Origin of the sequence: Streptomyces violaceus, from assembly GCF_036014075.1 — a bacterium.
GTDB lineage: Bacteria > Actinomycetota > Actinomycetes > Streptomycetales > Streptomycetaceae > Streptomyces > Streptomyces violaceus.
In genome coordinates this window covers 7,886,233-7,910,181 of record NZ_CP107911.1, presented here as the reverse complement: position 1 = coordinate 7,910,181, position 23,949 = coordinate 7,886,233, and the positions used below count along the sequence as shown (strand labels likewise).

20 protein-coding genes are annotated in these 23,949 nt (G+C 71.2%); 9 read left to right on the top strand and 11 right to left on the bottom strand.

The genetic code is table 11. The features are described 5' to 3' along the window. Nucleotides 1–25 precede the first annotated feature (25 nt). The gene (locus OG542_RS35710; RefSeq protein ID WP_328416338.1) at nucleotides 26–1,027 is read right to left on the bottom strand and encodes an NAD-dependent epimerase/dehydratase family protein; all 1,002 of its coding nucleotides are present in this window, start codon (nucleotides 1,025–1,027) and stop codon (nucleotides 26–28) included. A gap of 104 nt (nucleotides 1,028–1,131) precedes the next feature. After that, nucleotides 1,132–1,758, bottom strand: a complete 627-nt coding sequence (locus OG542_RS35705; protein WP_328416336.1) for a glyoxalase — start codon at nucleotides 1,756–1,758, stop codon at nucleotides 1,132–1,134. A 144-nt stretch (nucleotides 1,759–1,902) separates the two neighbouring features. On the opposite strand from OG542_RS35705, the gene OG542_RS35700 reads away from it, so the two are divergent. From OG542_RS35700 to OG542_RS35685, 4 genes are all read left to right on the top strand, one after another. After that, entirely contained in the window at nucleotides 1,903–2,799 is an 897-nt protein-coding gene (locus OG542_RS35700; protein WP_328416334.1) for an SDR family oxidoreductase, read from the top strand. 168 nt (nucleotides 2,800–2,967) lie between these two features. Beyond that, a complete protein-coding gene (locus tag OG542_RS35695) occupies nucleotides 2,968–4,539 on the top strand; it encodes an SDR family oxidoreductase (RefSeq protein ID WP_328416332.1) in 1,572 nt (523 codons plus the stop codon). Nucleotides 4,540–4,570: 31 nt separating this feature from the next. Continuing rightward, nucleotides 4,571–5,944, top strand: a complete 1,374-nt coding sequence (locus tag OG542_RS35690) for a cryptochrome/photolyase family protein (RefSeq protein WP_328416330.1) — start codon at nucleotides 4,571–4,573, stop codon at nucleotides 5,942–5,944. Between the two features lie 15 nt (nucleotides 5,945–5,959). After that, entirely contained in the window at nucleotides 5,960–7,453 is a 1,494-nt protein-coding gene (locus tag OG542_RS35685) for a cryptochrome/photolyase family protein (protein WP_328416328.1), read from the top strand. A gap of 1 nt (nucleotide 7,454) precedes the next feature. Here OG542_RS35685 and OG542_RS35680 read toward each other — a convergent pair whose 3' ends face one another. Further along, entirely contained in the window at nucleotides 7,455–8,456 is a 1,002-nt protein-coding gene (locus OG542_RS35680) for a MerR family transcriptional regulator (RefSeq protein ID WP_328416326.1), read from the bottom strand. 113 nt (nucleotides 8,457–8,569) lie between these two features. On the opposite strand from OG542_RS35680, the gene OG542_RS35675 reads away from it, so the two are divergent. After that, entirely contained in the window at nucleotides 8,570–9,151 is a 582-nt protein-coding gene (locus OG542_RS35675) for an RNA polymerase sigma factor (protein ID WP_328416324.1), read from the top strand. Nucleotides 9,152–9,266: 115 nt separating this feature from the next. Then, nucleotides 9,267–9,953, top strand: coding sequence for a DUF4397 domain-containing protein (locus OG542_RS35670; RefSeq protein ID WP_408057815.1), 687 nt, complete (start codon nucleotides 9,267–9,269; stop codon nucleotides 9,951–9,953). 13 nt (nucleotides 9,954–9,966) lie between these two features. On the opposite strand, the gene OG542_RS35665 is transcribed toward OG542_RS35670, so the two are convergent. The 3 genes from OG542_RS35665 to OG542_RS35655 are packed head-to-tail and all read right to left on the bottom strand — an operon-like array spanning nucleotide 9,967 to nucleotide 12,084. Further along, nucleotides 9,967–10,980 (bottom strand): DUF6207 family protein, encoded by a 1,014-nt coding sequence (locus OG542_RS35665; protein ID WP_328416322.1) that lies wholly within the window; start codon nucleotides 10,978–10,980, stop codon nucleotides 9,967–9,969. Further along, entirely contained in the window at nucleotides 10,964–11,857 is an 894-nt protein-coding gene (locus OG542_RS35660; protein WP_311130014.1) for a helix-turn-helix domain-containing protein, read from the bottom strand. Before OG542_RS35660 ends, OG542_RS35665 begins: the two co-directional genes overlap by 17 nt. Next, a complete protein-coding gene (locus tag OG542_RS35655) occupies nucleotides 11,854–12,084 on the bottom strand; it encodes a hypothetical protein (RefSeq protein ID WP_184599102.1) in 231 nt (76 codons plus the stop codon). The genes OG542_RS35660 and OG542_RS35655 overlap by 4 nt, the downstream gene beginning before the upstream one ends. 505 nt (nucleotides 12,085–12,589) lie before the next feature. Here OG542_RS35655 and OG542_RS35650 point away from each other — a divergent pair. Next, entirely contained in the window at nucleotides 12,590–12,868 is a 279-nt protein-coding gene (locus tag OG542_RS35650) for a hypothetical protein (RefSeq protein WP_230529768.1), read from the top strand. A gap of 29 nt (nucleotides 12,869–12,897) precedes the next feature. On the opposite strand, the gene OG542_RS35645 is transcribed toward OG542_RS35650, so the two are convergent. Continuing rightward, on the bottom strand, nucleotides 12,898–13,539 hold the full coding sequence (locus OG542_RS35645; RefSeq protein WP_328418238.1) for a DNA alkylation repair protein: 642 nt from the start codon (nucleotides 13,537–13,539) through the stop codon (nucleotides 12,898–12,900). A gap of 142 nt (nucleotides 13,540–13,681) precedes the next feature. After that, nucleotides 13,682–14,473, bottom strand: a complete 792-nt coding sequence (locus OG542_RS35640) for an MBL fold metallo-hydrolase (RefSeq protein ID WP_311130016.1) — start codon at nucleotides 14,471–14,473, stop codon at nucleotides 13,682–13,684. 90 nt (nucleotides 14,474–14,563) lie between these two features. Between OG542_RS35640 and OG542_RS35635 the strand changes: the two genes are divergently transcribed. Beyond that, entirely contained in the window at nucleotides 14,564–15,187 is a 624-nt protein-coding gene (locus tag OG542_RS35635; RefSeq protein WP_328416317.1) for a CGNR zinc finger domain-containing protein, read from the top strand. Here OG542_RS35635 and OG542_RS35630 read toward each other — a convergent pair. Both OG542_RS35630 and OG542_RS35625 read right to left on the bottom strand, forming a co-directional pair. Beyond that, entirely contained in the window at nucleotides 15,184–15,867 is a 684-nt protein-coding gene (locus tag OG542_RS35630; protein WP_328416315.1) for an SDR family NAD(P)-dependent oxidoreductase, read from the bottom strand. The two genes, OG542_RS35635 and OG542_RS35630, sit on opposite strands and share 4 nt — an antisense overlap. A 170-nt stretch (nucleotides 15,868–16,037) precedes the next feature. Then, nucleotides 16,038–19,160 (bottom strand): family 78 glycoside hydrolase catalytic domain, encoded by a 3,123-nt coding sequence (locus OG542_RS35625; protein ID WP_328416313.1) that lies wholly within the window; start codon nucleotides 19,158–19,160, stop codon nucleotides 16,038–16,040. A gap of 216 nt (nucleotides 19,161–19,376) precedes the next feature. Between OG542_RS35625 and OG542_RS35620 the strand changes: the two genes are divergently transcribed. Then, on the top strand, nucleotides 19,377–20,414 hold the full coding sequence (locus OG542_RS35620) for a LacI family DNA-binding transcriptional regulator (protein ID WP_328416311.1): 1,038 nt from the start codon (nucleotides 19,377–19,379) through the stop codon (nucleotides 20,412–20,414). A 38-nt stretch (nucleotides 20,415–20,452) separates the two neighbouring features. Here OG542_RS35620 and OG542_RS35615 read toward each other — a convergent pair whose 3' ends face one another. Further along, nucleotides 20,453–23,815: an alpha-L-rhamnosidase-related protein gene (locus OG542_RS35615; protein WP_328416309.1), complete on the bottom strand. Its 3,363-nt coding sequence runs from the start codon at nucleotides 23,813–23,815 to the stop codon at nucleotides 20,453–20,455. Between the last annotated feature and the right edge of the window lie 134 nt (nucleotides 23,816–23,949).

Below are 23,949 nucleotides of genomic sequence, written 5' to 3'. Positions count from 1 at the left end.
GCAGCACCACCGGTCCATGGCGGGCCTACGCGCCCCGCATCCCGGCCCGCGCGAACTCCTCCATGCCGTCCTCGAATCCGACCGCCGGCTTCCATCCCAGCTCGTCCCGCAGCCGTGAGGAATCCGCGGTGATGTGCCGTACGTCCCCGAGCCGGTACTCGCCGGTGACGACCGGTTCGGGTCCGCCGTACGCGGAGGCCAGCGCCCGCGCCATATCGCCGACGGTGTGCGGGTCGCCGCTGCCGGTGTTGTACGCCGTCAGCACGCCCGGGGGCGCTTGGGCCTCCAGCGCCGCCGCGCCCGCCGCCGCCACGTCGCGGACGTGCACGAAGTCCCGCCGCTGCCGCCCGTCTTCGAACACGCGCGGTGCCTCGCCCCGGGCGAGCGCCGAGCGGAAGAAGGAGGCGACACCGGCGTACGGGGTGTCGCGGGGCATGCCGGGCCCGTACACGTTGTGGTAGCGCAGGGACACCGCCGACCCGCCCGTGCAACGGGCCCACGCCGCGGCGAGATGTTCCTGGGTCAGCTTGGTCGTCGCGTACACGTTCCGGGGATCGGCCGGAGCGTCCTCGCCGACCAGCCCGGGGGCGAGAGCCGCCCCGCAGACCGGACACGGCGGTTCGAACCGGCCCGCGTCGAGGTCGGCGGCGGCCCGCGGCCCGGGCCGTACGCCGCCGTGCCGGGGGCACTCGTACCGCCCCTCCCCATAGACCACCATCGATCCGGCCAGCACGAGACGCCGTACCCCTGCCTCCGCCATGGCGGCGAGCAGCACGGCCGTCCCGAGATCGTTGTGCGAGACGTACGCCGCCGCGTCGGCGACCCCGTCCCCGAGCCCGACCATCGCGGCCTGGTGGCACACGGCGTCCACACCGGCCAGGGCGCGGCCGACCGCGGCCGGATCGCGCACGTCGTCGCCGGGCGCCTCCCGCATGTCGAACACGACCGCCTCGTGCCCACGCTCCCGGAGCACGGCGACGACATGGGACCCGATGAACCCGGCACCGCCGGTGACCAGTACACGCATACGGCCACGCTAGGCCCGCACCGGCACGGCGCCACGGGACCGCGCCGGTACGTCATGACTCCGTAAGGTCGCGCGCCGTGCGTCGAACCGGGACGGCACCCGGTTCACAGTGACGCGTTCTCCGACGCCGTCGCCCAGGCGAACCCGTCCGGGTCGGTGAAGGTCCCAGCGTCGCTGTCGACCGTGAGCCGGTGCGATCCGGTGCCGTCGGGTGAGACGCCGACGAGCTTGGCCAGGCCCCGGCGCTTGTACAGGGCCAGCTTGACCGGACCCGACCCGGTGGCGAACTCGACGTACTTGCTGCCGAAGCTCTTCACCACGGCGAGGCCGTGATCGACGTAGAACTGCTTGCTGGCCTTCACGTCCTCGACGCCGAGCAGGAGCACGATCTCGTCGATCTGCCGGGCGGCCGGGCCGGTGTCCTTCTTCGACGACGAGGCCACCTGCCAGATCGTCCCGTCCGGGGCCTGCACGACGCCCCCGTACCCCCAGAGCGACTTGGCGGCGGGCTTCAGGGTCGCGGCACCGGCGTCCACGGCGGCGTCGACGAGGGCGTCGACATTGGCCGGCTGGGACACCACGAGCGACAGCGTGAACCCGCGGAAGCCGGTGCTCGGTGCCTCCGAGGCCCGCAGGCGTACCTGGCCGCCCAGGCCGAAGGCGGTGGTGAGGAAGCGTTCGGCGGCGGTGGGGTCGGCCACTTCGAGGGTGACGGATGCGATGGAAGTCATGACCTCGACGCTAGGTCCGCTCCGCAGTCCACGCTTCTCGAATCCTGACCGGAACGGCGACGAGGCCAAAACGCCCGGCGTGCCGACGGCCCGGTCCGCGCCTAACGTGGGCCGGGCCAGCGCCGCCGCGGAGAGGAACGTGCCATGCCGGTCGCTCAGAGCCCCCTGCACGGTCGGACCGCCGTGGTGACCGGTGCGGCGCGCGGCCTCGGGGAGGCGATGGCCCGGGAGCTGAGCCGCCGGGGCGCGAGGGTGGCGCTGCTCGGCCGTGAGGAGCGGACGCTGGCCCAGGTGCGGGACAGCCTTCAGGGCGTGTCCGCATGCTGGGAGGCCGATGTCACGGACGAGCGCCGGATGGCTCGCGTCGCCGACGAGATCCGTGCGCGGTTCGGGCCGCCCTCGGTGGTGATCGCCAACGCGGGAGTCGCCGAGGGCGGACCGTTCGCCGAGGCCGATCTCGCGGTCTGGCGCCGGGTGGTCGAGGTGAACCTGATCGGCAGTGCCGTCACCGCGCGGACGTTCCTGGCGGACCTCCTGGACACGCGGGGCTACTTCCTCCAGGTCGCGTCGCTCGCGTCCATCGGGGCCGCGCCGATGATGAGCGCCTACTGCGCGTCGAAGGCCGGGGCCGAGTCGTTCGCTCACGCGCTGCAGGCGGAGGTCGCCCATCAGCGTGTGGGCGTGGGAATCGCGTACATCAACTGGACGGACACGGACATGGTCCGCGACGCCGACGCGCACGCGGTGCTGCGGGAGTTGCGCGGCCACATGCCGCGGCCGGCGCGCAAGGTGTATCCCGTCCCGTACGTCGCCGGCCGGCTGGTCACGGCGGTCGAACGGCGCCGGCCCTCGGTCTACATGCCCCGTTGGCTGCGGTACACCCAGCTGGTGCGGGCGGCGATGCCCCCGGTCGTCACGCGGCTGTCGCGACGTGAACTGCCGCGTCTGGCCGCAGACGAGCCGTTCACGGCCACGGGGCTGCTCGGCGCCGGAGGCCGCGCCGACCAGGAGGCGGCCGGCGTCGACACTCCGCCCGCCTGAACGCCCGCTCGGCGGAGCCGTGCATCCGTCGGCCCCGACGCGTCCGAAGTACTCGTGTGAGAGCGAATGCGGCCGGTCGCCCGCCGCGACAGGCGCGGCCCTGCCGCAGCGCCCATGATCGAGGGAGCGGGGCCACAACGCCGGAGCGCACACGTGGAGGAGCCGATCGTGGAGACAGGCGGACAACGGGACGCACAGCGGCTGCACTGTCTGGTGACCGGGGCGTCCGGGTACATCGGCGGGCGTCTGGTGCCGGAACTGCTCCAGGCCGGCCACCGGGTCCGGTGTCTGGCCCGCTCCCCCGGCAAGCTCCGCGATCACCCCTGGGCGGGGCACGCCGAGACGGTCCGGGGGGATGTCACGGACGCCGATTCGGTCGCCGCCGCGATGCGGGGTGTCGATGTCGCGTACTACCTGGTGCACGCCCTGGGGACCGGTGCGGGCTTCGAGGACACCGACCGCAGGGCGGCCCGGGTCTTCGCCGAGCAGGCGCGAGCCGCGGATGTGCGGCGGATCGTCTACCTCGGAGGGCTCACACCGCAGGGCGTTCCCGAGGAGTCCCTCTCCCCGCATCTGCGGTCCAGGGCCGAGGTGGGACGCGTCTTCCTCGACGCGCCGGTGCCGGCCACCGTGTTGCGGGCGGCGGTCGTCATCGGCTCGGGGTCGGCGTCCTTCGAGATGCTGCGCTATCTGACCGAGCGGCTGCCGGTCATGGTCACGCCCAGTTGGGTGCACACCCGGACGCAGCCGATCGGCGTGCGGGACGTGCTGCGGTACCTGGTCGGTTCGGCCTCGATGCCGGATGACGTCGACCGTGCGTTCGACATCGGCGGGCCGGATGTCCTCACGTACCGGGAGATGATGGACCGGTACGCCGAGGTGGCCGGGCTGCGGCGCAGGTTCATCGTTCCGGTGCCGGTGCTCACCCCGAGGCTGTCCAGCCACTGGGTCGGCCTGGTCACCCCGGTGCCCGCCGCCCTCGCAAGGCCGCTGACGGAGTCGCTGCGTCACGAGGTGGTGTGCCGCGAGCACGACATCGCCCGGTACGTCCCCGACCTCCCGGGCCGGCCGCTGCCGTTCGACACGGCGCTGGCACTGGCGTTGCGCAAGGTGCGGGAGGCGCAGGTCGTCACCCGCTGGTCGTCCGCCGCCGTGCCCGGGGCGCCCAGCGATCCCCTGCCCACCGACCCGGACTGGGCGGGCGGCAGCCTCTACGAGGACGAGCGGCACCTCTCGGTGGACGCGTCCCGGGAGTCGCTGTGGAAGGTGATCGAGGGCATCGGCGGCGACAACGGCTGGTACTCCTTCCCGCTCGCGTGGACGGTCCGGGGCTGGCTGGACCGTTTCGTCGGCGGTGTCGGTCTGCGCCGCGGACGGCGTGACGCCGAGCGCCTGCGGGCCGGCGACTCACTGGACTTCTGGCGGGTCGAGGAGATCGAGCCGGGCCGGCTGCTGCGACTGCGGGCGGAGATGCGTCTGCCCGGCCTGGCGTGGCTGGAGATGTACGCGGAGACGGACGACGCGGGCCGCACGCGCTACCGGCAGCGCGCCCTCTTCCATCCCCGGGGTCTGCTGGGGCACGCCTACTGGTGGTCCCTCTCCCCGTTTCACGCCGTCGTCTTCGGCGGCATGGCCCGCAACATCACGCAGGCCGCCGCCAAGGGCATGAGCGCGCGCCGGGCCGGCCCGCGTCCGGGCCGCATCCGGACCGCGCGCCGCGACCGAAGAGTCAGGCACTAGCGATCCGCACCGCACTCTCAGGAGAATCGCCATGACCGTCGCGGTCGTCCTGTTCACCTCGGATCTGCGGGTGCACGACCATCCGCCGCTGCGCGCCGCACTGGCGGCGGCGGACGAGGTGGTGCCGCTCTTCGTCCGCGATCCCGGTGTCCACGCTGCGGGCTTCGACGTGCCCAACCGCCGCGCCTTCCTCGCCGACTGCCTGACCGACCTCGACGCCTCGCTGCGCCGGCGCGGCGGCAGGCTCGTCGTCCGCGAGGGCCCGGTCGTACAGGAGGTGTGCGCGGTGGCCGCGGAGTGTGCGGCGACGCAGGTGCACATCGCGGCGGGCGTCACCGGCTACGCCCACCGGAGGGAGGAGCAGTTGCGGGACGCGCTGCGCGGACAAGGCGTGGCGCTGCACGTGCACGACAGCGTGATCACGGCCGTCGCACCCGGCGCCGTGACGCCCACCGGCAGCGACCACTTCGCCGTGTTCACCCCCTACTTCCGCCGGTGGTCGCAGGAGCGGCTGAGGGAGGTCTGTCCGGCGCCGCGCACCGTGCGCGTCCCCGACGCGGTGCGGGGCGAGCCGCTGCCCTCCCGGGAGGAGTTGTCCGGCCTCTCGCCGGGCCTGCCCGACGGGGGCGAGGCACCTGGGCGCGACCGGTTCTCCCGCTGGGCGCTGAGCGGCCTCGCCGAGTACGAGGACCGGCACGACGATCTGGCGGGCGACGCGACCTCCAGGCTCTCGCCGTATCTGCACTTCGGTGCCCTGTCGCCGGTGGAGCTGGTCCAGCGGGCCCGCGAGCGCGGCGGGCCGGGGGCGGAGGCGTTCGTACGGCAGCTGTGCTGGCGCGACTTCCACCACCAGGTGCTGGCGGCGCGCCCCGACGCCTCCAGCCGGGACTACCGCACCCGGCACGACCGGTGGCGGACCGCGGACGAGGCCGCCGAGGACATCGCCGCGTGGCGGGACGGCCGCACCGGCTACCCGGTCGTCGACGCGGCCATGCGCCAGCTGCGCCACGAGGGCTGGATGCACAACCGGGCGCGGCTCCTGGCGGCGAGTTTCCTGGTCAAGACCCTGTACGTGGACTGGCGGATCGGTGCCCGGCACTTCCTGGACCTGCTGGTGGACGGTGACATAGTCAACAACCAGCTCAACTGGCAGTGGGTCGCCGGGACGGGCACCGACACGCGTCCCCACCGCGTCCTCAACCCGGTCGTTCAGGGCAAGCGCTTCGACGCGGCGGGAGGATACGTGCGGCGGTGGGTGCCGGAACTGCGGGACGTGGCCGATGCCCGCATCCACGAGCCCTGGCGGCTGCCCGAGCGTGAACGGGCGCAGGTCGAGTACCCGCGGCCGCTGATCGATCTCGGTGAGGGCCTGGCACGGTTCAGACACGCGCGCGGCCGGGACTGACGGCAGGAGTGCCTCATGCACTGGCTTTTCGGTGATCAGCTCGGTCCGCACTTCCTGCGGCCGTCCGAGGACAGCGGCCTCGCCCGTGACACGCCGCTGCTGATGATCGAGGCCCGGTCGGTGTTCCGGCGCCGGCGCTTCCACCGGGCCAAGGCACACCTGGTCCTGTCCGCCATGCGTCACCGGGCTGCCGAACTCGGCGACCGCGTCACCTACGTGCGCAGCGACACCTACCGGGAAGGGCTCGCCCGGGCGGCGGGCGGCCGCCCGCTGACCGTTCACCACCCGACCTCGTACGCCGCGCTGCGGCTGGTGCGCTCGCTGCCGCACGTCACGACGGGCCCGGCGCGCGGATTCCTGGTGCCCATGGACGCCTTCGCCGCGTGGGCGGACGGTCAGGGCGGCAGGACCGTGCGCCAGGAGGACTTCTACCGCTGGGTCCGGCGCGGACACGACCTCCTGATGGACGGCGACCAGCCCGCGGGAGGCCGGTGGAACCTCGATCACGACAACCGGCAGCCGCCGCCCCGTGACGCGACCACCCTGCCGGTCGACCGTCCCTACCGGCCGCGCGAGGACGACATCGACGAGCAGGTCCGCCACGACCTCGACCGCTGGGAGAAGGACGGCGACGTGTGCTTCGTCGGGCGGGACGGGCCACGCCTGTTCCCCGCGACCCGCGCCGAGGCCCGGGCGGCGCTGCGGCGCTTCGTCGAGCGCCGGCTCGCCGCCTTCGGCCCGTACGAGGACGCCATGCTCGCCGCCGACCCGGTCATGAGCCACAGCCTGCTGTCGTCCTCGCTCAACCTGGGGCTGCTCGATCCCGCCGAGTGCGTCGAGCGGGCCGAAGTGGCGTGGCGCGAGGGGCGGGCGCCGTTGAACAGCGTGGAGGGCTTCGTCCGGCAGATCGCCGGCTGGCGGGAGTACGTGTGGCAGCTGTACTGGTACTTCGGCGAGGACTACCGCAACTCCAACGTGCTGCGCCACACCGCCCCGTTGCCGGACTGGTGGAACGACCTGGCCGCGGACGACGTGGACGCGCGCTGTCTGCACACGGTGCTGTCCCAGGTCCGCGACACGGGATGGACTCACCACATCCCCCGGCTGATGATCCTCGGAAGCTACGCGCTCCAGCGGGGCTGGGATCCGGCCGCGGTCACGGACTGGTTCCAGCGCTGCTTCGTCGACGGCTACGACTGGGTGATGGTGCCCAATGTCGTCGGCATGTCCCAGTACGCCGACGGCGGCCGTATGACCACCAAGCCGTACACGTCCGGCGGTGCCTACGTGAACCGGATGAGCGACCTGTGCGGCTCGTGCGTCTACCGGCCCGCGGACCGGACCGGCGCACACGCGTGCCCCTACACCGCGGGCTACTGGGCCTTCCTCGACCGGCACCGCTCCGGACTGGAGCACAACCACCGCATGACCCGGGCCGTGCGCGGCCTGGACCGGCTCGCCGATCTCGCCGAGGTGCGGCGCCAGGAGCGGGCCCGCGGCCCGCGGTGACTCACCGCCCTGACACGACCGACTCCACCACCGCGAGGGCCTCGGCCAGGCCGGGGGGATGCGGCAGGCCGGCAACGGTCTGACCGGCCCAGCCCGGCCCCAGGGTCAGGACGGCCGGCTTCCTGCGGGCACCGCGCACCCCCCATTTCATCGCCGCCACATGCTGAGCCAGTGGCCGGCTGGCCGTGGTGCGGGACTGCGCCCACAGGCCCACCGCGGCCGGTCCGGTCCGGCGCACCGCCGCGACGACCGATTCGACGGGCAGCGCGCCACCGAACATGCGTACCGGCAGACCGCGTTCGGCCAGTGCGGCGGCCAGCACCTCCAGCGGCAGGGTGTGGTTCTCCCCCGGTACGCAGGCGAGCACCGTGGTGGTGCCCGGGCCGTCGGCGGCCACGGGTGGTGAGCTGCGCCGCAGCGCCCCGGAGACGTGCCAGGACAGGAAGTGCTCCACCTCGACGTACTTCTCGCCCGAGCTCTCCCACTTGCGGCCGGTCGCCTGCAGGGTCGGCATGATCACCTCGGTCCAGGCGGTGACCAGTCCGTGGTCGGCGATCGCCGCCAGCAGCAGTTCGTCCAGAGCTGCGGCGTCGAGACGCAGGGCGGCACGGGCGATCCCCCTGGACTCCTGACGCACGTCGCCGAGTCGCATGCCGCTCCCGGCCCGGCTGCGGCCGCGGGGCAGCGGTCTCGGCTGCGGGAGCGCCGCCGGTGCGTGCGGGGCCGCGTCCGGCGGCGCGTCGCCGAGCGCCGTGCGGGCGGCCTCGGCAGGGGGCAGCCCGGTCGCCGTCAGGGCGCACATCCGCTCCAGACGGGCCACGTCCGCGGCCGTCCAGCGCCGGTGCCTGCCGCCGGTGTGCGCGTCGGGACCGATGCCGTAGCGGCGGTCCCAGGAACGGACCGTGGTGGGCGCCACCCCGAGGCGTCTCGCCACCTCTCCGGTGGTGAGCCCGCCGCGCCTCGGGTCCTCGTCGTGCCGACCGTCGCCGTCACCTCTGCTCACAGGTCTCACTGTACGACGCACAAACGACGCATGTTGCCTGCGTCGTTTGTGCGTCACAACACTGGGACGCGTGCGGATGGCCGCACATCGCGCATGGCAGGAGGAACCAGGCCATGATCATCGAAACCCGAGAAGAAACCAGGCACGAGGACGAGCTGGCCCTTGGCTTCCGTACCGCTGACGAGGACGCCTTCGCCGCGGTCTACAGGCGCTGGGCACCCTTGGTCCACACCATGGCCACCCGGTCGCTCGGCGACACGTACGAGGCCGACGACGTCACCCAGCAGGTGTTCATCGGCGCCTGGCGTGGTCAGGCGGGCTTCCGCCCGGAGCGGGGCCCACTGGGCGCCTGGCTCGTGGGCATCACCCGTCGCAAGATCGTCGATGCGCTGGCCGCCCGCACCAGACGGCTGGCTCTCGCCGACTCGCTCGCCCGCACGAACGGCACGCCCGGGCGGGACGACTCGGCGGCGGAGGACGTCCTGGACCGGGTCCTGCTGGTGAACGAGTTGTCCTGTCTGCCGTGGCACCAGCGGCACGTGCTGTGCCTGGCCTTCTACGAGGACCTGACCCAGGCCCAGATCGCGGAACGGACCGGAATGCCCCTCGGCACGGTGAAGAGTCACGCCCGCCGTGGCCTGCAGCGTCTGCGCGGGGCGATCGAACAGGGCCAGGTCCGCTGGACGGGTGCCTAGGCGGTGCCGAACCGGCCGACGAAAGGTGCTGCCCGCGCATCCACGGCGGGCGCCCTGCAGGAAACGACAACAAGACCCCGCAACGTGCGGAGGCACATTCCGAAGGGATCACCCCATGACTTCCCGGACCTCTCTCGCTGTCGCCACATCGGCGGCCGCCTGTGCCCTGGCCCTGGGCGCCACCACGTCCGCCATGGCCGCACCCGCCTCGCAGAACGAGGCCATGGTGTCCGTTTTCCACGGCATCCCCGGGATGACCGTCGATGTATACGCCAACGGTGACGAGCTGCTCGGCGACTTCAAGCCCGGCACGGTGACCGACCCGCAGGCCCTCGACGCGGGGACCTACGAGATACAGATCTTCGAAGCGGGCCAGAACCCGGACGGCACACCCGCCCTCGAGAAGGAGATCAAGGTGCCCGAAGGTGGGAACGCCACGATCGCCGCCCACCTCACCGCCGACGGCAAGCCTCAGCTGACGGCCTTCACCAACGACGTCTCGCAGGTCGATGACGGCAAGGCACGCCTCGCGGTGCGTCATGTCGCCGCCGCACCGGCCGTCGACGTCCGCGCGAACGGGCAGCCGCTCTTCACCGGCCTGGAGAACCCCAAGGAGGACACCACTGAGGTCGCGGCAGGCACCGTGAACGCCGATGTCGTGCTCGCCGGCACGGACACCGTGGCCATCGGCCCGGCCGACCTGCCCCTCAAGGACGGGACGGCCAATGTCGTCTACGCCTGGGGCAGCGCCGAGGACAAGAACCTGGCTCTGGCGACACAGACACTCGATGTCACGAAGTAGACCTCCTGGACGCTCACGACCGCCGGCCGGCTCCGCTGCCGAAGGGCTGGAGGGGTTCGGCGGGCCGGCGGTCCAGGAGGTAGCGCAGCCGCACATCGCGACGGTCCGCTCCCCTGGCCGTACGGTCGGCGACGGCCGTTTCCCAGCAGGCCGCGATGGCTTCCCGGAAGAAGCTGGAGGCGGACTCGTCGCGTGCGGCGGTCTCCACCAGGACCCGTTCCGGCTCGTGCACGGACTCGCCGGTGCGATCCGCGGCGTCAGCTCGCGGCCTGGTGCGGTTGGGCAGGTCGGTGACCGGCGGCTGGGCCTGTCGTACGGACCGGGAGACCGCTGACGTGGCGGCCAGGATGATCTCGAGTTGCTCGGCGAAGTGAGGGCCGGGGAGCGGGATTTCGTAGCCGGGGTTGCGGGCGTATCCGGCGGCGACTGCGGTGGTGACGTAGGCCTTGACCGCGGTGAACGTCTCGGTGTGGTCGCGGTGAGTGGCCGGGGCCAGGCGGCTGAGGATGCGCAGGACCGTGGGAATGCTGGTGTCGACACCGAGGCCGCTGTCGGCCGGTGCGTCGTCGCCGGCCTGCTTGTGCCACAGGGCGGCCGCCTGCCTGTCGCCGAGCGCGAGGTGATGCAGGTAGAGGCAGTAGGAGGCGGCGGGTTCGCCGGCCCCGGCGGCGTACTGCCACCAGAAGCGCGCGCCGTCCTGCGCGTCGGCGAGTTGCAGGACGCAGCCCAGGATCCAGGCGCCGCGCGGGGAGGGCAGCTGTTCGGTGACGAAGTCGGCGAGCTGGCCCGGCGTGGAGTGGACGACGACCGCCTCGCACAGGGCCCGCAGACTCCGGGCGGCGTTGTCGTCGGCCAGGTCGCCGCCGCCGACGTCCCACAGCGGTGTGCCGTCCGGGGCGAAGGCCGGATAGGCGGTGTCCTCGTACGGGACGGTGTCCGACGGCACGTGGGGATCGTGCATCAGAAGCGAGCGGGAGAGGAGATCGTCGATGGCGGTCATGGCGGGGTGCTCACTCCCGGTTGTCATGGCGGTGGTAGGTCCCTTCCAGGGCGCCTCGGGCGTGGTGGTCCATGGACTGGGTGATGGCCGTGGACAGGCCGACGACGTCGGGGATGGCGTCGGGGTGGATGCCGCACAGGTAGCGCAGGACGGTGACGTCGAGCTGGTTCTGGGGCAGCCGGGCGACGGCGTCGAAGAAGTCGGCGAGCCGGCCGATGCGGGCGAACCGGGCGGTGAGATCGTCGATCCGGCTCTGGTCGACGGTCTGGAACGCCGCCGGGCGCAGGTCGGGATGTCCGGCCGGGTGGAGGTGCGCGCGTAACAGGACGCGGGAGCGCAGCAGCCGCCAGGCGTGGCGGGGGACGTTGGGGCCCGCGACGGCGTCGTCCCAGCCCAGCCAGAGGATGTCGCAGGCTTCCGAGACGACCCAGTGGGCGCGCCGGTCGCTCTGCAGGAAGGCGCGGGCGTAGGCGGTGTAGGGGTGGCGCATGGCCTCGGTGAAGCCCTGGTGCGCGAGCGGGGGCCGTTCGGGCGGCAGCGGCTGGACGGCGTGTATGCGGCTCTCGATCCACGCGGTGTCCTTGGCCGCTTCGCGTGCCGCCGCCGTCCACAGACGGCGCAGTGGCCAGACGGGGATGTCCAGGGCCCGGACCACGCTGTAGGTGATCTCCCAGCCGGGGTAGTAGCCCTTGCCGCGCAGCAGTTCGCTGATGCGGGCCTTGGAGTAGCCAGAGCGGCCGACGAGGTCGTCGAGCGTGAGCCCGCTGGCGAAGAGCCTGCTGCGCACCGGCTCCAGCCAGGCCCGGTGGGAGGGGCCCACCTGCTCCCCGATCGACGCCGGTTTGCGGCCGCGCCTACTCGGCGGCTCGCCGTCGGGCTGCTCGTACGCGGAGAACCCGGTCATCGCACCGACTCCTCGGGCCCGGCCGCTATGGCCGTCGGGGCGGCGTCCACCGCGGTGTGGCGCGGGGACTGCGTGGCGTGGAGGGCGGCGACGATCTGCTGTACCAGCAGTCCGAGCGACGGCAGCAGCGCGGCCACGGCCGCGAGGTGCCCCAGCACGGTCATCACCGTGCTCCACGCGAAGACCGCCACCATCACGACGACGGTCAACACCTGCTTACTGGACATCGCACCTTGTCTCTCAACTCGAGGCGTCTGGAAGGCTCTTCCACCGCGGTGCTGAGGCGCCGCGGAAGAGTTGGACGTCAGCATGGTGCGTCGACCGCCGGACACTCAATGTGATCATGGAGTTACGGAACAATGCCGCCGGGCGCCCCTGTGCCCGCAGCGTGCCTCACTGGGCCACGTCGGTCACACTCGCGTGCAAAACATGGCGGATTGAACGCTTTTGAAGGCGGAAACGTACTTCACCTTGCGACACCAGGGGCAAGGCGCACCATGGAACGCGGACGCCTTCCCGGGCGTCGGACCTTCCAGTCTGGAAGGACGAGCGGTCCCTTCGTGCTGAAGAACGACCGGAGGGGACCGCACCGCTCCCGCCCAGACCCCGTGCTGGGCGGGAGCCGCTGTCGTACAGGCCTGTTCGGGTGACGCAAGACGCGCGCTTCCCTGGATATGCGGACAGAATGCGCGTAGGCAGACGACTCACCAACCGGCAGGTCAGGAGACAGTCGTGGCAGAGGCACCGAACGGGGATGTCGAATTCCGCAACGCCATCATGGACGTTTTCCTCAAGTACCCCGAGGCGCAGCGCAGATACGCCCTTGCGAGCCTGGAACTCGAGAACGAGATGGACATCGATTTCGAGACCCAGGTCGGATACTCCCGGATCGACGGCAACAAGATCATTACCGAGTTCCGGGATCGAGACACGAGCGTCAAGGCACGGATCTGCTTGAAATGGAACTTCGACTACAGCCGCTGCCTCCATTGGCGAGAGGCACCGGAGTAGCAGCGAGGCACCATCGCGCCGACGCCCGGCTAACCGTGCTGTCGGCGCACCATCTCGGCGATCCAGACGGGCGCGAACGGGGACGTGCAGCCGGGGGACGTCGGGTAGTCCTTGAGCACCTCCAGGCGCTCGCCGATGCCGATGGCACGGGTGCGGTGCTCGGGGTGCTCGATCCCGATCTGGGCCAGGCAGTGGTTCATCGCCCACTGCAAGCGGTCCGGGGCGTCCTTCATCTCCGCCTCGATGACGTCGAGCAGTCCTGCGAGGTCGAGGCTCTCGGGCTTCTTCGCCACGCGTTCGGTGGTCAGCGCCCAGCTGGCACTCGCGACCACGGAATCCGGATCGGCCGACCAGGTCAAGCGCAGCTCTTCGGAGTGCGGGTTCTTCTTCACCACGTAGTTCACGAGCCAGTCGTGCACCTTGGGTGTGCGCGCCTCGCGCAGCATGACGTCCAATGCGTCACGCTCGAATGCCTTCGGGCGGCAGATCAGGAGCGCCAGGAGTCTCGCCGCCGTGTCACCCGTCTCCCAGAGTTGGTGCGCGAGTTCCTGCTGCGTCTTCAGCCGCTTCGCGAGCGCCCGCAGTTTGCCGAGGTTCACACCGTGATCGTCACCGTGCCTCTCGTTCACCTCGCGCGCCTTCGGGTCCTCGAGCGCGGCCAGCTCGGCCATCACCTCGGCGACCGTCGTCCGGACCTGCGTCGTCTCGGCCACTTCGGCCTCCTGTCCCTCACGAGCGGCATTCACCCTACGACGGAACCCGGCTTCCGACCGCCCTTCGTCGTCGGCCGGGTTCTCGCGTCCGCCCCCGTGATCAGCCCGGCTGTCCCCAGTCCAGGCGGTCGGCCAGCCCCGCGGCGGTGAAGGCGGCCTGGAGTTCGTCGCGGCCCTCGGTGAAGTGGGTCCAGCTGTCGTAGTGGACGGGGACCACCCGGCGGGCGCCGAGGATCCGTGTGGCTTCGGCGGCCTGGGCGCTGTCCAGCACGAGGGTGCCTCCGTCGAAGAGACCGGCGAAGCGGGGAGCGCCCGCGAAGAGGACGGCGGTGTCCACCGGCCCGAGGCGCTCGGCGGTCTCCCTGACCGCGTCGAGGGAGGCGTTGTCACCGCTTACGTACACGGTGGGCAGCCCGTCTCCGGCCAGGACGAATCCGACGACCTGCCCGGTGATCGCCTCGGTCTCCTCGCGCGGGCCGGGGCCATGGATGGCGGGGACGCCGGTCACGGTGACCGTGCCGCCGCCGGGGCGGTCCAGCTCGACCGACTCCCAGTCGGCCAGCCCCCTGGCCTTGTCGCCGAGGCGCTTGCCGCCACCGGGGGTGGTGAGGGTCAGCGGTATGTCGGCCAGCAGGGCCCGGCCGGCACGGTCGAGGTTGTCGGCGTGCTCGTCGTGGGACAGCAGGACCACGTCGACGGGACCGAGCCCGGCGGGGCTGCCGGAGGCAGGGGCGGTCTTGGTCAGGACCGGGTCACCCGACTCCGGGTAGTCGCCGGGAGCGTCGAAGGTGGGGTCGGTCAGGAACCGCAGGCCGCCGTACTCGAAGAGAGCCGTCGGGCCGCCGAAGACGCGGACGGGGAACTGCTCACGGGTCGTCGTTGAAGGAGCCACAGAAGAAACACCTCACGGATGGGAATGACTTATCCGTGAGAGACCGTAGCACGCTTCTCACGGATACGGGCAAGCCGTACCATGAGAGCCATGGATGTGAACGCCGCCGCCGAGCCCGCCGGATTCGTCGAACCCGCCGTGCCCCCTGCGCCCGGCGAGGAGCAGTACCCGGCCCTCGCCTTCGCCAACAGCGCCATCGCATCGCCCGGCGGAAGGTTCACCGACTTCCTCGGTACGCCGGCGCAGGCGAATCAGTGGCTGGCGGACCACGGCCTCGCCCCCGTGGACGCGGGCCTCCGGGAGATGTGCACGGCACAACTGCGGTCGCTGCGCGAACAGATCAGGTCGCTGCTCGCCTCCCACGTCGACGCGGTGCCGGCCCTGCCCGCCGCCCTCTCCGCCGTCAACGACGCCATGACCAAGGTGCCCACCGCCTCACTGCTTCAGTGGGACGAGAAGCACGGCCCCTACCGCGCGCCTCCGCACCCCACCACCGAGATCGTCGACCACGCCCTCGCGACCCTCGCCGCCGACGCGGCCGACCTGCTCACCGGGCCCGACGCCGGGCGCCTCACCGCTTGCGGCTCCCCGCCCTGCAGCCGCTACCTGCTGCGGCACGGCCGCCGCCACTGGTGCTCGACACGCTGCGGCGACCGCGCACGCGCGGCCCGCGCCTACGCACGCCGGACCCGGGCGGGAGCCGGTGCGGACTAGAGCTTGAAGACGAGTTCGGCCTGGTCGCGCTTGGCGGTGTGCAGGTCCCAGTAGAGGGGGGTGATCTGCTCGGGCCGGGCCGCCTCCACACCGGGGATGACGGAGACGCCGATCGACGAGTCGATGCCGACATGGGCGGCCTGGATGCCGGTGCCGGCGTCGGCCAGCTCCTTGTGCAGATTCATCACCCAGTTGCGCAGCGCCGCCGCGGCGGCATTGACATTGGCGACCCGCGGGTCGGGCCAGATCGAGCCGGCGCCGGTGGTGTAGAGCAGGGTGCCCGCGCCGGCCTCGCGCATCGCCGGAAGTACGGCCCGCGTGGCGGCGATGGCCCCGTACAGCTGGAAGTTCATCTCGAACTCCACATGGGACGGTTCGGTCCCGGTCGGGGCGGTCAGGGCGGTGCTGCCGAACGTCCCCACCGGGGAGTACTCCAGGACCTCGATCCCACCGAACTCGGCGGCGGCGCTCTCGACCGCCCGGGTGAGCCCGGCACGGTCGAGCACGTTCGCGGGAAACGCGGCGGCGTCGATGCCCTCGGCGTCGAGCTTGCCGACGAGGTCGTCGAGCTTGTCCCGGTTACGGGAGATCAGGGCGACGTCGAAGCCCTGGGAGCCGAAGGTGCGGGCGATGGCCAGACCCATCTGGGGGCCGGCTCCGACGATGGCGATGCTGGGCACGGCGAGTCCTTTCATTGCAGGTCAAGAGCGCTAGACACACGGACAGGAAACGGATAGGGCTATCCACTTCTTGATCCGGATAGGCCCTTCCGGTTCACTGCGCCCCACCGTACACCAAAACTGGATAGGGCAATCCGTTTACTGGGCTCCTGGTGCCGGCGGTCGCGACATCAGCGCAACGCGGCGGTCAGCCGGTACCGTCCGGACGGCAGGCGGTAACCGCAGACCCCGCCCTCGAATCCGAGGAAACGTACTCCGGGCACCCGTGCCAGCGGGGTGCGTCCCTCACGGACGGCATCGGCGGATGCCGCCGGAAGGCGCAGGGTCGCCTCGCTGTTGGCGGGCACGACGGCCTCGTACGCCAGGGCCCGCCCCGCCTCGACGACCTCCCACGCACTTCTGATCTCGCCGTACGGCGACTCGTACGAGCCCGCCACCCGCGTGATCCTGCCCGTGGGATCGAGGTGGGGCCGGAGCAGGAAGTGCTTGAAGCCGGGGCTGTCCGGGTCGCGGGCGATGCCGGCCATGTGCGTGTACATCCACTCCATGATCGCGCCGTAGGCGTAGTGATTGAAGGAGTTCATGCTGACCGGGCCGAAGCCGGCGTCCTCGGAGTAGGAGTTCCAGCGCTCCCAGACGGTGGTGGCGCCGTTCTTCACCGAGTACAGCCAGGACGGCAGTGCGTCCTGGTGCAGCAGCTCGTACGCCAGGTCGGCGCGGCCCTCGTCGGACAGGACGGGGGCCAGGACGTTGACGCCCAGGAAACCGACGGACAGCGTGTTCTCGGCGTACCTGACCCGGCTGCTGTCCGGGTGCGCCGCCTTGTAGGCCGCGTCGTTGCCGATGTTGTCGGCCAAGTGGCCGACGAGCGCGCGGCGTTGCGCCTGCGTCTCGTAGAACCCGAGCTTGAGGACCCACAGCAGCGCGGTCTGGCTGTTGTCCTCCGTCTTCTGGTTCGGATCGGCGCCCGGTTCGATCGGGGAGGCCTCACCCAGGCTGGACCTCACCGTGACCTGGCTGCCCTCGGCGCTCAGGTACTTGGCGATGAACGCCTTCCTGATCCGTCCGAAGAGGCGCTGGTACGACTCCGCTTCCGCGGTCCGGCCGATCGCCCGGGCCATCTGCGCCATCAACCGGGCGGAGTAGCCGTAGTAGACGTCGCTCATGAGCTGGGCGCTGGTCTTCTGCGGTGCCAGCCAGTCGCCGGTGAGGGATCCCTGACCGGCGTAGGTGTCACCGGTCTGCTCACGGATCCAGTCCAGGTAACGGGTCATCGCCGGCCAGTTGGCCTCGACGACGGTCGCGTCCCCGGTCATCTGCCACACGGTCCACGGGAGGACGACGCCGCAATCCGCCCAACCGCTTCCGCCGCCGGGGAAGTTGTACCGGCCGCCGGGAGCCACTCCGGTGAACTGCGCCTGGTCCGTGCCGTAGATGGTCTGGGAGTCGACGACGGTGTCCTGGAAGTGGCCGAGGAAGACACCGGCGTCGGCGTTGTACAGGCCGGTCGTGGCGAAGACCTGGGTGTCGCCGGTCCAGCCGAGGCGTTCGTCGCGCTGGGGACAGTCCGTGGGCACCCAGAGGTAGTTGCCGCGCTGACCCCAGCGGATGTTGCTCATCAGCCGGTTGATGTCGGGATCGTTCGTGGTGAGGCTGCCGGTCTCGCGGATCGCGGACGTGGCGGCCTTGCCGGTCAGACCGGTGATCGTGACGGTGTCCGTCGCGGTGACCGACAGGTAGCGGAAGCCGTAGAAGGTCAGGGAGTCCTGGTGGGTCTCGCCGTGCCGGTCGCCCTTGAGGATGTACGTGCTGGTGGCCTTGGCACTGCGGAGATTGGCCCGGTAGACGGAGCCCTCGGGGCCGTCCGCGCCGGCGCTGTCGTCGTTGAGCATCTCGCCGAACCTGAACTCGGCCCGGGCGCCGGCCGGGCCGCGCAGGCGGTAGCGGACGACGCCGACCATGTTCTGGCCGAGGTCGAAGACGGCGGTCTCGCCGCTGCCGATCGTGACGGATGCGGAGGCCGCCCGCTCCGGATCGGTCACGGTCCGGGTGGGGTCCACGACGATGCGCCCCTTCCCGTTGGGGCTGCCGTCCTGGCCGGTCACCCCGGTCGCGACGGTGACCGACCGCGGCCGGCGGTCCCACTTCGGCATCAGACGTGCCGTCTCGGCCGGGTAGGCGAGGAGCTGGACGTCCGGGTACTTTTCCTCGAAGGCGACGTGTGCCACGTCCGCCCATGCGCTGTCGTCGAATCCGGGCGCCGTCCAGCCCGGCAGCTCCCTGCGGGCGTCGTAGGTCTGGCCGTCGTAGACGTCGTCGGCCCGGTAGGGGCCGGTGTCGGTGGCCTTCCAGGTGCCGTCCGGCCCGGTGACGACCGTCTGCGCTGTGCCGTCGGTGTACCGGAGCAGCAGCTTGGCCTTGACCGCGAGGGCGTTGCCGTCCTTGGAGTAGTACGTACTGCCCTCGGAGACCCGGCCGTTGTACCAGCCGTTGCCCAGGACGAAGGCGAGGGCGACCGCGTGCTCCCGTGCCACGAGTTCCGTGACGTCGTACGTCAGGTAGTTGATGCGCGCGTCGTAGTTGGTCCAGCCCGGGGGCAGCAGTTCGATCGTGGTGCCGCCGTCCTGCGGGACGGTCACATGCTGTCCGTTGACGTAGGCGTCGTAGACCCCGAGGGCCGAGACGTACAGCCGCGCCTCGCGCACCCGCCGCCGGCCGTCAGTCCTGAGGGGTGTCTCCCTCCGCAGCATGGGGGCACCGGCCGAGTCGGGCGCCTTCCCCTTCATCCCGATCCACCGCGCGCCGTCCCATCCGGCCACACCGTCGGTGCTCAGCAGGCCGGTCTCGAACGCGGAGGGGACCGCGACACCGACCGGACGGCCTTCCGTGTCCCAGACGGTGACGGTCCAGTGGTAGCGGGTGGAGGCGCTGAGCGGCTCGCCCTCGTAGCGGACGGCCACGGAATCGGAGGAGCGGACCCGCCCGCTGTTCCAGACGTCCGCGCGGGCGGCGGAGAGCTTGTCGGGCGAACTCGCCACGAGGATCTGGTACGACCCCTGGCTCCGGCCGCGGGTCGCCGACTGGATGCGCCACCCGAAGCGCGGCCTGCTCGCGTCCATGCCGAGGGGATCGGTGCGGTGTTCGACGGTCAGCGCCCCCACCGCGTGGCCCTGCGGAATGCCGGACGCTTCCGCGGCGGCGCTCGTGCCGCCTCCCGTGGCACCGGCCCCTACCGACACGACACCGGCCGTCGCGGCGAGCACGGTCCGGCGACGCACTGCATCATGACTCACGCCTGCTTCCTCCAGTGCTGAATCGATTCAAAATCTCGCTGTCAGGGCCCCTGTCGGACCCTGGATACGGAAGGATGGTGCCGCTTTCCGGACGGTCGTGGTCGTGGGTAACGTTTCCCATAGAAGGTGGGCCCGACCCTAGAGAGCACCCTGCGGGACGTCAAGATGCCCGGCATACACTCGGCGGCAGCGTTTCCCAGAGAGGCAAGGGACCGGATGGAGCCGCCAGCAGCACGTCGCAGAGTCACCATCGTCGACGTCGCGCGTCACGCCCAGGTCTCCACGACCGCCGTCTCCAAGGTGCTGCGAGGCGCCTACGGCGCCAGCCCCGAGATGCGTGCCAAGGTGCGGCGCTCGATCGACGAACTGGGCTACCGTCCGCACACGGGCGCCAGGGCCCTGCGTGGGCAGACCTACACCATCGGCGTGATGCTGCCCGACATCCGCAACCCCTTCTTCCCCGAGATCCTCGACGGCATCACGGCTTCACTGGAGGACACCGAGTACCAGGTGCTTCTCGGACCGGGCTGCAACGGCGAGAAGGCCGAGGCCCGCGTCACCGAGGCGATGATCGACCGCAGTATGGACGGCATCGTCCTGGTCGCCCCCGTGTCGTCGCGAACCCGCCTGGAGTATGTGGCCTCCGCCGTGCCGACCGTCGTCATCGGCCGGCACGGCTCGTCTCCGCTGTACGACACGGTGGCCGACGACGACATCGAGGGCGCGTCCTTGGTGGTCGGCCACCTCGCCGGTCTCGGGCATCGACGCATCGCCCACATCGACCACCGCGAAACCGATCCCGCACGCCTCGCGGAGATGCCCAACGCCCGGCGTGCCGACGGATACCGGCAGGCCATGCGGGCGCACGGCCTTCAGGAGTCGATCGACGTCGTGTCCACCAGCTACACCCAGGAAGGCGGCTACGAGGGCGCCAGGCAACTGCTGGCCCGCTCGCACCGGCCCACGGCCGTCTTCGCCGGAGCCGACGTCGTCGCGATGGGTGTCCTGGAAGCGGTCGGCGAGGCCGGGTTGTCCGTCCCCGGCGACCTCTCGGTGGCCGGCTACGACAACACCGCCCTGGCCGCGTTCGGCCCGATCTCACTGACCAGCGTCGACCAGGCGGGGCACGAGATGGGCAGGAACGCCGTACGCCTCCTGCTGGACCGGATCGCCGACCGTCACCGGCCGTCGAGCCGGGTCATGCTCTCCCCCACGCTCGTGCCGCGCCGGACCACGGCCCCGCCGTCGGCGTAGGCCGACCCGGCCGAGCCGGGGTCGGCCTGCGACGTCCGCTACCCGACGCGTACCTCGGCGAGCTGCAAGCGGTATTTGGTCGTCTCGTCGGCGGCGGGGGTGCCCAGCCGGGTGGCGCGCAGGCGCAGGTAGCGGCCGGTGGCGGGGGTGAGGGTGTAGGTCTGGGCGGCTCCCTCGGGATTGCTCTGGCCGGTGACGGTGCGGACGGTGGTGTACGTACCGGAGCCGTCGCCCCGGGCCTGGAGGGTGAAGTCGACGGGGAAGCCCGCCGTGCCACCGCCCGCCGCGGACGTGTCGGTGCGCGGGTGAAGGGTGACGGTGCCGATCGCCCGGTCGGCGCCCAGGTCGACCTCGATCCACACGGGCGTGTCACTGATGTCGGCGGAGGCGAAGTCGATGCTGGTGAAGCCCTTGGCGCCGGTCACGCTGGTGGTGGCGCCGTCCAGGATCCGGGTCTTGCCCCAGTCGGCGTTCTCCAGGGTGCAGTTGCTGGTGACCGTGGTCGCGGCGGTGGGGACCGTGAGTTCGGCGAGCTGGAGACGGTACTTGGCGGACTCGTCGGCGGCGGGCGCGCCGAGTCTGGTGGCCCGCAGACGGAGGTAGCGGGCAGTGATCGTCTTGAAGCCGTACGTCTGGACGAGCCCGCGGGGGTTCGGCTGGCCGGTGACCGTGCGGACGGTGGTGTACGTACCGGAGCCGTCGCCCCGGGCCTGGAGGGTGAAGTCGACGGGGAAGCCCGCCGTGCCACCGTCCGCCGCGGACGTGTCGGTGCGGGGGAAGAGCCGTACGGCGTCGAGGTCGGTGTCCGAGCCGAGGTCGATCTCCACCCACACGGGGTTCGCGCCGATGTCGGCGGAGGCGAACTCGTTGCTGGTGAAGCCCTTGGCCCTGTTCACGCTCGTGAGCTTGCCGTCGGTGAGCCGGCTCCTGCCCCAGTCAGCGTTCTCCAGGCTGTTGTTGCTGGTGACGGACCTGCCCAGGGCGAGATTGTCGAGTCGGCCGGTGCCCGTCGCCGTGAAGGTCCACGTGCCGGGCCGGACGGTGAAGTACACGTACGAGGAGTCCTGGCCGTCACGGCCGAGACCGCTGACGCCGCCCGTGAAGGAACCGCCGCTGAAGACGGTGGTGCCGTTCGCCTTGATGACGGGCCGGGAGCCGCCGTACGTGGGGACGCCCACACGAGCGGTCGTTCCGCTCGGAGAGGTGAGCTTCAGGGTGACCTCGGTGCCGTCGCGCCGGATGCCGAAGCGGATGTCTCCCTTGACCGTGGGCGTAACCGTGTCGATCTTCGTGAGCGTGCCGGTCTGGGGGATCACCTCGTACGTCGTCCAGCCGGGCCGGGTGGGGCGCACACCGGCGGCGTATGCGGACAGCGCGTACAGCGGGCCCCCGTTCCAGGCGTGGTTGTCGGTGCCCGCCGCCTTGTCCCACAGCTCCCACAGGGTGTGGCAGGCGGGGTCGGCGACCTGGGCGGCGAAGCGGTTGCGCATCCGTTCCTCGGCGACGGTGGCCGCGCCCATCAGATACAGCGCCTCCAGGACGTAGAACTCCATGTACGGGCTGGCGTTGAGGTGGGTGCGCAGCACCTCGGTGACGGCACGGTGGCGGGAGGCGGGGGCCAGACCCGCGACGACGGCCAGGGCGTTGGCCCGGTCGTCGGTGTCGCGGGTGTAGCCGGGTGAGCGGTATTCGTTGCCGGACGCGTTCCACAGCACGCGGTCGAAGCTGGCCTTGATGCTGTTTTGCCGGGCCCGCCACCCGGCCACATCGCCGCTGTTGCCGCTGAGGTCGGCCAGCTCGGCGGCGGTGTCCAGCGCCAGGTAGTACCAGCAGTTGTCGAGGACGCGGGCGTCGATGTCGCTGCCCCAGTCCTCCCAGTCCCAGTCCCCCGCGCGGTGGACGACCAGGCCGTCGCCGTCCAGGCTCCACAGGTTCAGGTACTGCTTCACCGCCGGGTAGGCCCCGGTGACGGCGTCGGCGTTGCCGGTGTGGAGGTAGTAGGTCCAGAAGGACCAGACCGAGGCGAGCATCTGGACGGGCAGTTCGGCGGTCCAGATCACCGACGGCATCGGGGAGTAGAGCACTCCGCCGGTCTCCTGCCACGCAACCAGCTGGGAGATGGCCTTCGCGCCGAGCGCGTGGGATCTGGTGTCGAAGGTGTAGAAGCCCTCCTTCAGCTGGTTGACCACGTCACCCCACCACTGGGCGCGCTCACGGGTCGGGCAGTCCATGTAGTTGTCGCGCATGTTGACGTACATCGTGCGGGCGGCCTTGGACCACAGGGTGTCGAGGAAGGCGTCGTCGCTGCTGAAGGAGCCCGCGAAGTCGGTGTCGTAGCCGCTCTCCCGGTACTTCAGCTCCAGGATGGTCACACCGGCCGGGACGGTGTACCGGACCGCGGTGCCGCTCATCCAGCCCAGCGACTCGAACTCCTGGACTCCGCCGGTGCAGACGTAGGTGGAGCGGACGTTGTAGGCGGTCCCGGGCTCGATCCCGGACAGGCCGGCGCCGTCGTCGTAGTGGTCGGTCTGCATGCCGATGACCGCGCCGGCCGGAGCGTCCACCTTGAGGTACGGGGTGACCTGGATGTTGGACGGGAGGCCGGCCGGGATCGGGGTGGACCCCTGGCCGGTGCCCGGGAGGGCGGAGGCGTTGGTGTAGGACTTCAGGCCGGAGTGGCGGAACAGCGGGATGGGCCGCCGGACGAGGCTGTTCCAGGGCGCGGAGCCGGCGGCTCCGGAGTCGGTGGGCGCTGTCCAGCCGCTGTCGTCGAATCCCGGGGCCCGCCAGCCCGTCATGGCGGTGGCGTCGCGAGCGTCGTAGTGGATGTTCGACTCGGGCAGCCGGAAGTTCGCCTGCGGACCGCTGGTGTCGTGGGAGTAGCCCGGGTGGACCGTGTGCTTCCAGTCGGTGTCACTGACCAGGCGGCTGGTCGTCGTGCCGGTCCTCAGGTCCGACTGGAACAGCAGGCCGCCCTTGCCGCTGCTGTGATGAGAGAAGCCCTGCTTGCCGAAGTGCCAGACGAGCAGCGCGATCGTGTTGTCGCCGCCGTCGAGGTACGGGGCGAGGTCGATCTCGTCGTAGTAGGTGTCGGTGCGGTTGGGGCCGCGTTTGAGGCCGCCCTCGAAGACGACCAGGGTGCCGTTCACCCACAGCCAGTACTTGGAGTCCGCCGCGATCCGTGTCACGGCTTCGGACGGCGCGGCAGCCAGCCGGAACGTCCTGCGGAAGGCGACCCACTGGTTCGTCGCACTGGACGGCGCCCAGATCCACTTCGCGGTCCAGGACTCCGCGGCGGCGGCCGCCGGTGCGAGGCCGGGAAGGACCAGGGAGCCCAGCGTGGGCGCGAGGGCCACGGCTATGGCCGAGCGCAGGGCAGCCCGACGGGAAACGTTATGCATGGAGAGGACCTTCCCGGGAGTGCAGTCGAGGAGAGGCAAGAGAGGAGACACACCTGAACCGAGTGCTTGAATCGATTCAATCCTGTTCCTGCAGGCGCGATCTTCAGCCTCTGGGAAGGGCTTGTCAATGGGTT